At 72.7% G+C, this 13,538-nt stretch carries 10 protein-coding genes and 1 tRNA gene; 8 read left to right on the top strand and 3 right to left on the bottom strand.

Features of this window, described 5'->3' with window-relative positions:
- Window positions 1–55 precede the first annotated feature (55 nt).
- Together lysA and argS are read right to left on the bottom strand one after the other, a co-directional pair.
- Window positions 56–1,417, bottom strand: a complete 1,362-nt coding sequence (gene lysA, locus QMF98_RS05045; RefSeq protein WP_337974958.1) for a diaminopimelate decarboxylase — start codon at window positions 1,415–1,417, stop codon at window positions 56–58.
- Window positions 1,414–3,093, bottom strand: coding sequence for an arginine--tRNA ligase (gene argS / locus QMF98_RS05040; protein ID WP_337974957.1), 1,680 nt, complete (start codon window positions 3,091–3,093; stop codon window positions 1,414–1,416). The genes lysA and argS overlap by 4 nt, the downstream gene beginning before the upstream one ends.
- Window positions 3,094–3,248: 155 nt before the next feature.
- Here argS and QMF98_RS05035 point away from each other — a divergent pair, with 155 nt between their 5' ends.
- Together QMF98_RS05035 and QMF98_RS05030 are read left to right on the top strand one after the other, a co-directional pair.
- The gene (locus tag QMF98_RS05035) at window positions 3,249–3,905 is read left to right on the top strand and encodes a FadR/GntR family transcriptional regulator (RefSeq protein ID WP_263731643.1); all 657 of its coding nucleotides are present in this window, start codon (window positions 3,249–3,251) and stop codon (window positions 3,903–3,905) included.
- Window positions 3,906–3,981: 76 nt separating this feature from the next.
- Window positions 3,982–4,054, top strand: a tRNA-Arg gene (locus QMF98_RS05030).
- 327 nt (window positions 4,055–4,381) lie between these two features.
- Here the strand turns inward: QMF98_RS05030 and QMF98_RS05025 are convergent.
- Window positions 4,382–5,326 carry a LysR family transcriptional regulator gene (locus tag QMF98_RS05025; RefSeq protein ID WP_337974956.1) on the bottom strand — a complete coding sequence of 315 codons (945 nt, stop codon included), beginning with the start codon at window positions 5,324–5,326 and terminating at the stop codon, window positions 4,382–4,384.
- 137 nt (window positions 5,327–5,463) lie between these two features.
- On the opposite strand from QMF98_RS05025, the gene QMF98_RS05020 reads away from it, so the two are divergent.
- The 6 genes from QMF98_RS05020 to QMF98_RS04995 all read left to right on the top strand — a co-directional run bounded on the left by QMF98_RS05020 (window position 5,464) and on the right by QMF98_RS04995 (window position 13,536).
- Window positions 5,464–6,330: an aldo/keto reductase gene (locus QMF98_RS05020; protein WP_337974955.1), complete on the top strand. Its 867-nt coding sequence runs from the start codon at window positions 5,464–5,466 to the stop codon at window positions 6,328–6,330.
- A gap of 31 nt (window positions 6,331–6,361) precedes the next feature.
- Window positions 6,362–7,291, top strand: a complete 930-nt coding sequence (locus QMF98_RS05015; protein WP_337974954.1) for an aldo/keto reductase — start codon at window positions 6,362–6,364, stop codon at window positions 7,289–7,291.
- A gap of 217 nt (window positions 7,292–7,508) precedes the next feature.
- Window positions 7,509–9,668 (top strand): alpha-galactosidase, encoded by a 2,160-nt coding sequence (locus QMF98_RS05010; RefSeq protein ID WP_337974953.1) that lies wholly within the window; start codon window positions 7,509–7,511, stop codon window positions 9,666–9,668.
- A 340-nt stretch (window positions 9,669–10,008) separates the two neighbouring features.
- Entirely contained in the window at window positions 10,009–12,645 is a 2,637-nt protein-coding gene (gene adhE, locus QMF98_RS05005) for a bifunctional acetaldehyde-CoA/alcohol dehydrogenase (protein ID WP_490715661.1), read from the top strand.
- Window positions 12,646–12,819: 174 nt separating this feature from the next.
- Window positions 12,820–13,329 carry a hypothetical protein gene (locus tag QMF98_RS05000; protein ID WP_337974952.1) on the top strand — a complete coding sequence of 170 codons (510 nt, stop codon included), beginning with the start codon at window positions 12,820–12,822 and terminating at the stop codon, window positions 13,327–13,329.
- Window positions 13,330–13,410: 81 nt separating this feature from the next.
- Entirely contained in the window at window positions 13,411–13,536 is a 126-nt protein-coding gene (locus QMF98_RS04995; protein WP_337974951.1) for a molybdopterin oxidoreductase, read from the top strand.
- Window positions 13,537–13,538: the final 2 nt, after the last annotated feature.

The raw sequence follows: 13,538 nt of genomic DNA, 5'->3' as shown, positions 1-13,538 counted from the left end.
AGGGGTCGGGCACACTGCCTCCGGTGCCGCACGGCGACGCCCGGGACAGGGTGGATCAGCCCTCGTCGAGCGCCAGCAGGTCCGCGACGGTCTCCCGGCGCAGCAGCACGCGGGCCGCACCGTCGCGCACGCCGACCACGGGGGGCCGCGGCACCAGGTTGTAGGTCGAGGCCATCGACCTCCCGTAGGCCCCCGTCGCCGGCACCGCGAGCAGGTCGCCCGCGTGCACGTCCCCCGGCAGCTGCACCTCGTGCACGACGATGTCGCCGCTCTCGCAGTGCTTGCCCACCACGCGCGCCAGCACGGTGTCCGCACCGGACGAGCGCCCGACGACCTCCGCGTGGTACCGCGCGCCGTACAGGGCAGGCCGGATGTTGTCGCTCATCCCGCCGTCCACGGACACGTAGGTGCGCACGCGCCCGTCGTCGAGGCGCACCGGCTTGACCGTGCCGACCGTGTAGAGCGTCAGACCCGCCGGCCCGACGATCGCCCGGCCGGGCTCCACCGAGAACCGCGGCAGCGCCGTCCGGGTGTCCCGGGCTGCGGCCGCCACAGCGACTGCGACGCCGTCGGCGACCTCGTCCGCATCCATCGGCTCCTCGCCGGGCAGGTACGCGATGCCGTACCCGCCGCCGAGGTCGACCTCCTCGACCAGCACGCCGCTGCGCGCGGCCAGCTCGGCACGCAGCTCGAGCACCAGCCGCGCGGCGACCTCGAACCCGGCCGGGTCGAGGATCTGCGAGCCGATGTGCGAGTGGATGCCGAGCAGCCGCAACGACGGGCGGTCCAGAACCGCGAGCAGCGCGGTCATCGCCGGGCTGTCGCCGCCGTCCGGGCCGGCCGTCATCGACAGGCCGAACTTCTGGTCCTCGTGCGCCGTGGAGATGTACTCGTGGCCGCCCGCGTGCACGCCGGTGGTCACCCGCACCATCACCGGTGCGACCAGTCCCCGGGCCGCGGCCGCGGCGGCGAGCCGGTCGATCTCGACCAGCGAGTCGGCGACCAGCCGGCCGACGCCGGCGTCGAGGGCCGCCGCGATCTCGTCGTCCGACTTGTTGTTGCCGTGCATGCCGAGGTGCTCGCCCGGGACGCCGGCCGCGAGCGCGACGGCGAGCTCACCTCCCGTCGCGACGTCGACGCGAAGCCCTTCCTCGTGCACCCAGCGCGCGACGGCGCGCGACAGGAACGCCTTGCCGGCGTAGTAGACGTCCACCTCGCACCCGAGGGCGGCGAAGGCCCGCTCGAACGCCGAGCGGAAGCCCCGCGCCCGAGCCCGCAGGTCCGCCTCGTCCAGGACGTAGGCCGGTGTGCCGAACCGCGCGGCGAGCTCGTGCACGTCCACGCCGGCGACCGACAGCGACCCGTCCGCCGTCCTCGTGGTGCCGGACGACCACGGCTCCCCGAGCGGGCCGGTCACATCCGCTCCGGTGCGCTCACACCCAGCAGCGCCAGCCCGTTGGCCAGCACCTGACGCGTCGCCTCGTTCAGCCACAGGCGCGTGCGGTGCACGTCGGAGACGTCCTCGTCGCCGAAGGGCGTGACGCGGCGCTGGTCGTACCACTTGTGGTAGGCACCGGCGAGGTCCTCGAGGTAGCGGGCGACGCGGTGCGGCTCCCGCAGCTCCGCGGCGGCCGCGACGACGCGCGGGAGCTCCGCGAGCCGGCCGAGCAGCACCGCCTCGGACTCGTGGTCCAGCAGCGAGGCGTCGAAGCCGTCCTCGATGCGCACCCCGGAGTCGGCGGCGTTGCGGCCGACGTTCACCGTGCGCGCGTGGGCGTACTGCACGTAGAAGACGGGGTTCTCGTTGGTCGCCTTCGCCAGCAGGTCGAGGTCGAGGTCGATCGCCGAGTCCGTCGACGAGCGGGCGAGGGCGTACCGGGCGGCGTCGACGCCCACCGCGTCGACCAGGTCGTCGATGGTGACGACCGTGCCGGCGCGCTTGCTCATCCGGACCGGCTCACCGTCCTTGACCAGGTTGACCAGCTGGCCGATCAGCAGCTCGAGGTTGACGTGCGGGGTGTCCCCGAAGGCGGCGCAGACCGCCATCATCCGGCCGATGTACCCGTGGTGGTCCGCGCCGAGCATGATCACCACGCGGTCGGCGCCGCGCTCCCGCTTGTCCAGGTAGTAGGCGATGTCACCGGCGATGTACGCCGCCTCGCCGTCGGACTTGATCACCACCCGGTCCTTGTCGTCACCGAACGTGGTGGTGCGCAGCCAGACCGCGCCGTCCTTCTCGTAGATGTGGCCTGCGGCGCGCAGCCGCTCCACGGCCCGGTCGACGGCACCCGACTCGTGCAGCGAGTCCTCGTGGAAGTAGACGTCGAACTCGACGCCGAAGTCGCGCAGCGACTGCTTGATCTCCGCGAACATCAGCTCGACGCCCCGCACGCGGAACGCCTCGGTCGCCTCCCGGTCCGGGAGCGTCCTGGGGTCCGGCTCGCCCGCCGCGAGCGCGTCGGCGACGACCTGCTCCGCGATGTCGGTGATGTACTGCCCGCCGTAGCCGTCCTCCGGGGCCTCCTGGCCCCGCGAGCGGGCGAGCAGCGACCGGGCGAACCGGTCGATCTGGGCGCCGTGGTCGTTGAAGTAGTACTCGCGCGTCACCGTGGCGCCCGACGCCTCGAGCACGCGCGCCAGGCTGTCCCCGACCGCCGCCCACCGCACCCCGCCGATGTGCAGCGGACCGGTCGGGTTGGCGGACACGAACTCGAGGTTGACCGCGATGCCGTCGAACGACGTGTTGCGGCCGTACCCGGGCCCCTGGTCGACGATCGTGCGGGCCAGCTCACCGGCGGCGGCCGCGTCGAGCCGGATGTTGAGGAACCCCGGGCCGGCCACCTCGACGGAGGCGACGCCCGGCGTCTGCTCCAGGCGGCCCGCCAGGTCGGTGGCCAGGGCACGCGGCGTCGTGCCGGCCTTCTTCGCCAGCTGCATCGCGACGTTGGTCGACCAGTCGCCGTGCTCGCGCTGACGGGGTCGCTCGAGGTGCACCTCGGCCGGGATCTCGGCGGCGTCGAGGGCGAGGCTGCCGTCGTCCACGGCGGCCAGGAGAGCGGCGCGCACGGCCTGCGCGAGCTGATCGGGGGTCACCGCGTCAGCCTACCGAGCAGCACGTGGACGCCCGGTCGGCGTCCGGGCCGCCCCCGAGCGGCGCCCGCCCGCGCAGGTGAGGCGTCGGCAGCACCAGGGGTGAGACGTCGGACGACCTGTCCCGGGCAGGGGCTCGATGCGGGCACACTGTCCCCATGGCGCGACGTACCGGTCTGATCGACAGCGCGGTCGAACAGCTGAGCTCCCGCATCGTCTCCGGCGAGTGGGGGGTGGGCACCCGGATCCCTCCCGAGCCCGCCCTGGTGGAGCTGCTCGGCGTGGGCCGCAACACCGTGCGGGAGGCGGTGCAGTCGTTGGTGCACGCCGGCCTGCTCGAGCGCCGGCAGGGGTCGGGCACCTACGTGCTGTCCAGCTCCGAGATGGCCGTGAGCATGAGCCGCCAGATCGCCGAGGCGCGCCAGCGCGACGTGATCGAGGTGCGTCGGGCGCTCGAGGTCGAGGCGGCGCGGCTCGCCGCCCGTCGTCGGACCGCCACCGATGCCGCCACCCTCGTCTCGCGCCGCGACGCCCGCTCCGCCGCGTACCTGGCCGGCGACCTCGACCAGATGGTGGAGACGGACCTCGCCCTGCACCGCGCCATCGTGGAGACGGCCGCCAACCCGGTGCTGCTGTCCCTGTACGAGAACCTGATCGACGCCATCGGCGACAACATCCGGTTCAACTTCATCGGCGAGGACGCGCACGGGCACGACGCCCACGACGGGCTGATCGACGCGATCGTCGCCGGTAACGACGCACGCGCGGTAGACGAGACGTCGACGTACCTGTCCGACCTGGTCCGTGAGCAGTGAGCACCGGCTGGTAGTCTCGGTCTCCGCGTCGCGGCGCAGCCGGAGGAGTGATCGTCCGGGTGGCTGACGGCGACAGGCCCGCGTAGCTCAGTGGATAGAGCGTCTGCCTCCGGAGCAGAAGGCCGCTGGTTCGAGTCCAGTCGCGGGCACGTTGAAGCCCTGGTCACCGCAGCGGTGGCCGGGGCTTCGTCGTACCGGGCGGTGGAGGGCCGGGATGCCGCCGGGAGTGCGTTCGCCCGGGTGATCCTGTCGATCCCGGTCCGTGAACCGGCCCCTTGAGCGCCGCTACAGGACTAGCGTCCAGATTCGTTGCGGTCCCCGCCGGACCCCCTGCCGGCGGGGGCCGCGCCATGTCCGGCCCACGTCCCGAACGGGCGCGCCAGCGTGCCGGACGACACCCCGGACGCCGTGACGGACCCGGAGAAGGACGAGGTCCGCGCAGCGGAGACGGACCCGTGCGAGGCGATCTCGACGGGTCAGGCCAGCACCAGGCGCTCGTCGTCGGCCGGTCCTGCCGCTGCGCCGCTCGCGGCGACGTCCACCGCGCACGGCTCCAGCAGCTCCAGCAGCTGGGGTGCCAGCGAGGCGGCGGCCGGCGTCGGGCTGCTCACCACCGAGACCACCCACTCCGGGGTCGTGTCCTGGGGCAGGCGCACCGTGACGAGGCCGGCGGCCTGCGGCTTGGCGGCGATGTGCTGCGGCACCAGCGCGATGCCGAGCCCGCGGTGCGCCAGGTCGAGCAGCGTGTGGATGTCGTTCACCGTGCACCGCACCCGCCGCCGCACGCCGTGCGCGTGGCAGGCCGCATCGTTCAGCGACCGCACGCCCCACGAGTCCTGGAAGTCGATGAAGTCCTCGCCGTCCAGCTGCGCCCAGTCGACGCGGCTGCTGCCCGCCAGCCGGTGCTCGGGCGGCACCAGCAGCACGATCGGACGCCGGTCGATCACCGTCCGCGCGACCGTGGCGACGTGCTCGGTGGTCGCGACGAACGCCAGGTCCAGCTCCCCGGCGCGCACCTGTCCGACCAGCTCGTGCGACCCGGCCTGGGCGAAGTGGATGTCGACCAACGGGTACCGCCGGTGGAACCGCTCGAGGACCGCGGGCACGTCGACCACGCCGAGGCACTGCTCGGCGCCGACGCGCAGCGAGCCGGCGAGCTCGCGCGTCGACCGCACCACGGCGTCGCGGCCCGCGGCCGCCTGCGCGAGCATCGAGCGGGCGTACGGCAGCAGGGCCATGCCGGCGTCGGTCGGCTCGACGCGCCTGGTCGTCCGGGTGAACAGCGAGGTGCCCAGCTCGTCCTCGAGCGCCTTGATCGACGCCGAGAGGCCTGACTGCGAGACGCCGGAGATCGCGGCGGCGCGGGTGAACTGCTGCTCGTCGGCCAGGGCGACGAGGTGCTCCATCTGCCGCAGATCCATCGGTGGCCTCTTTCATGAGTGACACTCATAACTGGCATCACTCGTAGTCGTTGGACTTCTAGATTAGCCCTCCCTAGGGTCGAGGACGACGGTCCGGGACCATCGGCCGGGCCGACGACGACGAAGGGCTCTCCCCCATGCAGCAGCGCACCCTCGGCCCCCGCACGGTCAGCGCGATCGGCCTCGGCGGCATGCCGATGTCCATCGAGGGCCGGCCGGACGAGGCCCGCTCGATCGCCACGATCCACGCCGCCCTCGACGCGGGCGTGACCCTGATCGACACCGCCGACGCGTACCACCTGCTCGCGGGCGAGGTCGGTCACAACGAGGAGCTGATCGCCAAGGCCCTGCGCACGTACGGCGGTGACACCTCGGAGGTGCTGGTCGCCACCAAGGGCGGCCACCTGCGCCCGGGTGACGGCTCCTGGACCCAGGACGGCCGTCCGGAGCACCTGCTCGAGGCCGCGAAGGCGTCCGCCAAGCGGCTCGGGGTCGAGGCGATCGGCCTGTACCAGTTCCACCGTCCCGACCCGAAGGTGCCCTACGCCGACTCGATCGGCGCGATCGTCCAGCTGCTCGACGAGGGCGTGATCCAGCTCGCCGGCATCTCCAACGCGAACGTCGCGCAGATCGACCAGGCCAACGAGCTGCTGGGCGGCCGGCTCGTGTCCGTGCAGAACCAGTTCTCCCCCGCCTTCCGCTCGTCGCAGGGCGAGCTGGAGCACTGCGCCCAGCTCGGTATCGCCTTCCTGCCCTGGAGCCCGCTCGGCGGCATCGCCCGCGCCGGTGAGGTCGGCTCGCGGCACGGCGCGTTCCAGCAGGTCGCGGACGCGCACGGCGTCAGCCCGCAGCAGGTGACGCTCGCGTGGGAGCTCGCGCTGGCGCCCGTCGTCGTCCCGATCCCGGGGGCGTCGCGCCCGACGAGCATCCAGGACTCCGTCCGGGCAGCCGAGCTGCAGCTGTCGGCCGACGAGGTCGCGCTGCTGTCCGGCGCCGGCGCCTGAGCCGGCCCGAGCCCACGGGAGAGACGCTGACATGAAGACGTTCACCCTGCCCGGCACGGACCTGACCGTGCCCAACGTCGTGCTCGGCCTGATGCGGATCGCCGACAAGTCGGACGAGGAGATCCGGGCTCTGCTGGCCGCCGCCCGCGACGCCGGCATCACGTTCCTCGACCACGCCGACGTGTACGGCACCCGCCTGCACGAGTGCGAGGAGCGGTTCGCCCAGGCGATGCGGCTGACCCCCGCCGACCGGGACGAGCTGGTGATCCAGACCAAGGCGGGCATCGTCCGCGGTGCCGGGTTCGACTTCTCCTACGAGCACATCGTGGAGTCGGTGGACGGCTCGCTCGCGGCGCTGGGCACCGACCGCATCGACATCCTGCTGCTGCACCGGCCGGACGCGTTGGTCGAGCCGGCGGAGGTGGCCCGGGCGTTCGACGACCTCGAGGCGGCCGGCAAGGTGCGCCACTTCGGGGTGTCCAACCACACGCCGGGGCAGATCGAGCTGCTGCGCCGGTACGTCCGCCAGCCGCTGGTGGCCAACCAGCTGCAGCTGTCGCTGACGCACGCCGACATCGTCGCCCAGGGTGTGGCGATGAACATGCGGGACGAGCAGCAGTCCGTGGACCGCAGCCTGGGCGTGCTGGACTACTGCCGGCTGAACGACATCACCGTGCAGGCGTGGTCGCCCTACCAGGCGGGCTTCTTCAAGGGGCCGTTCCTCGGCTCGGCGGAGTACCCCGAGCTCAACGCGGTGATCGACCGCCTCGCGGCGGAGCACGACGTGACGCCCACGGCGATCGCGACGGCGTGGATCACCCGGCACCCGGCGCAGATGCAGGTGGTGCTGGGCACCACCCGACCGGACCGGGTGGCGGACGCGGCCGCCGGCTCGGACCTGCAGCTGACCCGTGCCCAGTGGTACGAGCTGTTCACCGCGGCGGGGTACGTCGTCCCCTGACGCGCGTGACCGGCAGTGCCGAGCCCGGTCGGGTCCGTCCCGGCCGGGCTCGGTCGCGCTCAGTCCGGTGCAGGTCGGTGCGGTCGGCGGGCCAGGCGCGGCCGCACCCGTGCGGCCGTGCCCGCGCGGCGGCACACCGGTGCGCCGGGCGGTGGAGGTCCGCCATGATGGCCGCGCGACGGTGCCCGCGCGCCGATGTCCCCCCGAGAGGTGCTCCGTGACCGTTCCCTCGCATCCCGCTCCCCCGGCGTGGACGGTGCTGCGCCGCGACGGCGTCGCCGTCGTGGTCGCCCACGAGGCGGGCGGACTTCCCACCGTGCGGCACTGGGGTGCGGACCTCGGCACGCTGTCGGACGAGGACCTGGCCGGCATCGACGCGGCCACCTCCCGTCAGACGCCGCCGGGTGCGCTCGACGGCGCGTGGGGCCTCACCGTCCTGCCGCAGGAGGGCGACGGCTGGCCCGGTCGCCCCGGGGTGCTGCTCACCCGCGACGGCGCGCCGCTCTTCCCGCGCTGGACCGTCCTGGCGGTCGATCGCGGCGCCGCCGTCGTCGAGGTCGCCGCCGCCACGGAGGGCCTGCTGCTGCGCACGCGCATCGAGGTGGGCGCCGGAGGCCTCGTGCTGGTCGAGCACGCCCTGACCAACGACGGACCGGGCACCGTGGAGGTCGCCTGGCTCGAGGCGACCCTGCCCGTGCCGCGGCGGGCCGACCACGTGACCACGTTCGCCGGTCGGTGGACCCGCGAGAAGGTGCCGCAGACCACGCCCATGCCGCGCGGCAGCACCACCCGCACCTCGCGTCGCGGGCGCGCCGGTCACGACTCGCCGTGGGCCACGCTCGCCTCGACCGGCGCACCCCACGACCGCCACGGCGAGGTGTGGGCGGTGCACCTCGGCTGGAGCGCCGACGTCACGCACCGACTCGACCGGCTGACGGACCACAGCACCCTGCTCGGCGCCGGCGAGCTGCTGCGTCCCGGCGAGGTCCGTCTCGGTCCCGGCGAGGAGTACCGCACGCCGGTGGCGTACTTCGCCTGGTCGGCCACGGGGCTGGACGGCGTCTCGGCTCGGTTCCACACCTGGTTGCGGGCCCGCCCGCAGCACCCGCGCACGCCTCGGCCCCTCGTGCTCAACACCTGGGAGGCGGTGTACTTCGACCACGACCCGGAGCGGCTGGCGGCGCTGGCCCGGCGGGCTGCGGAGGTCGGCGTCGAGCGGTTCGTGCTCGACGACGGGTGGTTCCACGACCGTCGGGACGACACCCGCGGCCTCGGCGACTGGGTGGTGGACCCGGCGGTGTGGCCGCACGGGCTGGAGCCGCTCGCCGAGCTGGTGCACTCCCTCGGCATGCAGCTGGGCCTGTGGTTCGAGCCCGAGATGGTCAACCTCGACTCCGACCTGGCGCGCGCGCACCCGGAGTGGCTGCTGCACGCGCGGCCGCTCGCGGCGCCCGACGGCGTCTCGTGGCGCAACCAGCACGTGCTGGACCTCGCCGAGCCGGCGGCCTGGGAGCACGTCCACGGGCAGATCGACGCGCTGGTGAGCCGGCTCGGGATCGACTTCATCAAGTGGGACCACAACCGCGACCTCGTCGAACCCGTGCACGCCGGCCGGCCGGGCACGCACGCCCAGACGCTGGCCACGTACGCCCTGATCGCCCGCCTCAAGGCCGACCACCCCGGCCTCGAGATCGAGTCGTGCTCGTCCGGCGGCGCCCGCACCGACCTGGGCATCCTCGCCGTGACCGACCGGGTGTGGGCGTCGGACTCCAACGACCCCGTCGAGCGCCAGGACATCCAGCGCTGGACGCAGCTGCTGCTGCCGCCGGAGCTGGTGGGCGGCCACGTCGGACCGCCGACCGCGCACAGCTCCGGTCGCACCATCGACCTGCCGTACCGGCTGGCCACCGCGCTGATGGGCTCCGCCGGCCTCGAGTGGGACATCGCGGGCTGCGACGAAGCGGAGACGGCAGCCCTGCGGCGGTTCGCCGCCCTGTACACGGAGCTGCGGCCGCTGCTGCACACCGGCACGGCGGTGCACGCCGACCCGGTGGACCCAGCGCTGCGGATCACCGGCGTCGTGGCGGCGGACCGGGACGAGGCGGTGTTCACGGTCGCCACCGTGGCCGCCCTCGAGGAGGCGCTGCCCGAGCCCGTACGGCTGCCGGGCCTCGACCCCGCGCGCCTGTACCGGGTCCGTGTGCGCGACGAGATCGGTTCCCCGCAGGCGGGCTGGATCATCCCGCCGTGGCTGTCCGCCGGCCAGGTGCGGCTGCCCGGTCGGGTGCTGGACGAGGTCGGCCTGCAGCTTCCGGTGCTGTGGCCGTTCCAGGCGCTGGTGCTGCACCTGACCGCCGAGGAGGTCCGGGCGCTCTGACGGGCCGTTCCGGACCGTTCCGGGCCGTTCCACCGCAGACATCCCAGGACCCAGGTCCCGGAACGGAGGCGTGACGGGTCCTCGTCACAACACCTGGGACGACCGTCAGGACCTTTGCCCCGCCGTCCGGCCGGACCGGCGCCCCTAGCGTCGAGATGTCGCCAAGACAGACCTCCAGCGTCGCAGGTCGACACCCATCGATACGACTAGGGGAGAACCACCGGTGCCATCCACCGAGAGCAGCCCGACCCCGCGCACCTCCAGCGCGCGGGACAAGAAGGTCGTCGAGACGCCCAAGGCCGCGGCCACCGTCGCGCCCGCCACCGACGACTCCGCCATCGTGGCGACGGTCGACCAGCTCGTCGCGAACGCCACCAAGGCGCTGGCCGAGTACGCCACGTTCACCCAGGAGGACGTGGACCGCCTGGTGAAGAAGGGCGCGGTCGCCGCGCTCGACCAGCACGGCCAGCTCGCCAAGCTCGCGGTCGAGGAGACCGGGCGCGGCACGTTCGAGGACAAGGCCGTCAAGAACATCTTCGCGTGCGAGCACGTGACCAACTCGATGGCGTCGCTGAAGACGGTCGGCGTGGTCAACGTGGACGAGATCCGCGGCATCACGGAGATCGCCGAGCCGGTCGGCGTCGTCGCCGGTCTGACCCCGGTGACCAACCCGACCTCGACGGCCATCTTCAAGTCGCTGATCTCGCTGAAGACCCGCAACCCGATCATCTTCGCGTTCCACCCGAACGCGCAGAAGTCGTCGGTCGCCGCCGCCAAGATCGTGCGCGACGCCGCGATCGCCGCCGGTGCGCCCGAGCACTGCATCCAGTGGATCGAGACGCCGTCCCTGGCCGCCACCAACGCCCTGATGAACCACCCCGGGGTGGCCACCATCCTGGCGACCGGCGGCAACGCGATGGTCCGGGCCGCCTACTCCTGCGGCAAGCCGGCCCTCGGCGTCGGTGCGGGCAACGTCCCCGCCTACATCGAGAAGACGGCCAAGCTCAAGCGCGCCGTCAACGACGTGGTGCTGTCCAAGGCGTTCGACAACGGCATGATCTGCGCCTCCGAGCAGGCCGTGATCCTGGACGACGAGATCTACGACGCCGCCCTGGCCGAGTTCGCCGTGCTGCACGCCTACAAGGTGACGCCGGCCGAGAAGGCCAAGCTCGAGCAGTTCATCTTCGGCGTCGAGGCCGGCGGCGAGAACTGCGGCGGAGCGAAGCTCAACCCCGCGGTCGTGGGCAAGTCCCCGCAGTGGATCGCCGAGCAGGCCGGCTTCTCCGTCCCGCGGGACACCTCGATCATCCTGGCCGAGGTCTCCGGCGTCGGCCCGCACGAGCCGCTGACCCGCGAGAAGCTCGCCCCGGTCCTCGCGGTGCTGCGCGCCACCTCCACCGAGCAGGGCTTCCAGCTCGCCGAGCAGATGGTGGAGTTCGACGGCCTGGGCCACTCCGCCGCCATCCACACGCAGGACGAGGCGCTGACCGTGGCCTACGGCTCGCGCGTCAAGGCGATCCGCGTCATCTGCAACGCGCCGTCGTCGCTCGGCGGCATCGGTGACATCTACAACGCCTTCATCCCGTCGCTGACCCTGGGCTGCGGCTCGTACGGGCACAACTCCGTGTCCAACAACGTCTCGGCGATCAACCTGATCAACATCAAGCGCGTCGGGCGGAGGAACAACAACTTGCAGTGGTTCAAGGTCCCCGCGAAGACGTACTTCGAGCCGAACGCGGTCCGCTACCTCGCGGACATGGCGGGCATCGAGCGCGTGACGATCGTCACCGACTCGACGATGACCCAGCTCGGGTTCGTCGACAAGGTGATCGACGTGCTGCGCCGCCGGTCCAACAACGTCGCGCTGCAGATCATCGACCAGGTCGAGCCGGAGCCCTCCGTCAAGACCGTGCAGGCCGGTGCCGCGCAGATGCGCCACTTCCGCCCGGACACGATCATCGCCCTCGGCGGTGGCTCGCCGATGGACGCGGCCAAGGTGATGTGGCTGCTGTACGAGCACCCGGAGATCGTGTTCTCCGACCTCAAGCAGAAGTTCTTCGACGTCCGCAAGCGCGCGTTCAAGTTCCCGGTGCTCGGTGACCTGGCCAAGCTGGTCTGCATCCCGACCACGTCGGGCACCGGCGCCGAGGTGACGCCGTTCGCGGTGATCACCGACACCGAGGCGAAGAAGAAGTACCCGCTCGCCGACTACGCGCTGACCCCGACCGTCGCGATCATCGACCCGGTGCTGACCTCGCGGATGCCCCGGTCCCTGGCCGCCGACTCCGGGTTCGACGCCCTGACGCACGCCACCGAGGCGTTCGTCGCGGTGTACGCGAACGACTTCACCGACGGCATGGCGCTGCAGGCGATCCGCCTGATCTTCGACAACCTGGCGCAGTCGGTGAACGGCGACCCGGCCGACCCGGCGACCAAGGACGCCCGGGAGAAGATGCACAACGCGGGCACCATCGCCGGCATGGCGTTCGGCAACGCGTTCCTCGGCATCGTGCACGCGATGGCGCACGTCATCGGCTCGACGTACCACCTGGTGCACGGCCGGACCAACGCCACGCTGCTGCCGCACGTCATCCGGTACAACGGCACCGTCCCGACCAAGCTGACCAGCTGGCCGAAGTACGAGAGCTACGTCGCGCCGGAGCGGTTCCAGCAGATCGCGGCGATGCTCGGCCTGCCGGCCTCGACCCCCGCCGAGGGTGTCGAGTCCTACGCGATCGCCGTCGAGGCGCTCCGCGCCAAGGTCGGCATCCCGGCGTCCTTCCAGGCGCAGGGCGTGGACGAGCAGGAGTTCATGTCCCGGCTCGACGAGGTGGCGATGGGTGCGTACGAGGACCAGTGCGCCCCGGCCAACCCGCGCATGCCGATGATCGAGGACATGAAGGACCTGATGACCGCGGCCTTCTACGGCACGTCGCTGGAGGACGTCCGGGGCCGCCGCGAGCAGGCCAGCGCCTGACCGACTCCCCGACGGTCGCCTGACCGCGCTCGCACCGACGCCCCGCCCGGCACTGTCCGGACGGGGCGTCGGCCGTCTGCCGGCGGGTGCGGCACTCCCGCGCAGCGCGCAGGACGGGGACCGTGCGGGCAGACTGGATGGTCCGACTGCTGACCACGCACACCTGGAGGGACCGTGAGACCCGTCGGCACCGCCCACCGCAGCACCCGCGTCACCGCCCTGACGGGGTTGGCGCTGGCCGGCACCCTGCTGCTCGGCACCGCCGCCTGCAGCACGGGCGACCTGAACAAGGCAGCCGCCTCCGCGACCTCGGCCGTCGCCGGAGCCAAGTCGGCGCTGGCGAGCGCCAAGCAGGCCGCCGACGACGCGGCCGCGAAGATCCAGCAGGCCAAGGACAGCCTGTCGTCCACCGACTCGGCCGCGCGCACGCAGGCGCAGACGGCGCTGACGGCGGCCCAGAAGGCCGTCGACGAGGCCACCACCGCGCTGCAGCAGGCCGGGACCCAGGGCTCGGCGTCTGCGAAGGATGCACTGGCCAAGGCGAAGACCGATCTCGCCGACGCGAAGAGCCAGCTCGACGCGGTCACGACGCAGGCGGGCGACAAGGGCAGCACGGCCCTCGACGCGGTCCGCACGACGCTCGACGAGCTCAGCTCGAAGATCGACCAGGCAGCGAAGGGCTGACGCCACGCTCCCCCGGGTGGAATCGACCGTTCACCCGCGTGGCCCCTGGAAGTGTCTCGGGCACCTGCCGATGGTGACGGTATGACCATCCGCACCGACCCGAGCGGCCTCCCGCACCGCCACGTGGCGTGGTGGGTCGTGTCCGCGTGGGGCTCGCTGGGGCTGCTGGTCGCAGGCGGCCTGATGGCGGCTGCCGGGGTCCGCTGACC

The organism is Cellulomonas sp. NTE-D12, from assembly GCF_027923705.1.
Taxonomy (GTDB): domain Bacteria; phylum Actinomycetota; class Actinomycetes; order Actinomycetales; family Cellulomonadaceae; genus Cellulomonas.
The sequence above is the reverse complement of the archived record's forward strand: the minus strand, read 5'-3'. Positions and strand labels throughout refer to the sequence as shown.

What these genes read in the sequence shown, in the direction of transcription:
- QMF98_RS05035 (WP_263731643.1), top strand. Translation starts at nt 3,249, where the DNA reads ATGGCGCGACGTACCGGTCTGATCGACAGCGCGGTCGAACAGCTGAGC.
- QMF98_RS05025 (WP_337974956.1), bottom strand. Translation starts at nt 5,326, where the DNA reads ATGGATCTGCGGCAGATGGAGCACCTCGTCGCCCTGGCCGACGAGCAG.
- QMF98_RS05020 (WP_337974955.1), top strand. Translation starts at nt 5,464, where the DNA reads ATGCAGCAGCGCACCCTCGGCCCCCGCACGGTCAGCGCGATCGGCCTC.
- QMF98_RS05015 (WP_337974954.1), top strand. Translation starts at nt 6,362, where the DNA reads ATGAAGACGTTCACCCTGCCCGGCACGGACCTGACCGTGCCCAACGTC.
- QMF98_RS04995 (WP_337974951.1), top strand. Translation starts at nt 13,411, where the DNA reads ATGACCATCCGCACCGACCCGAGCGGCCTCCCGCACCGCCACGTGGCG.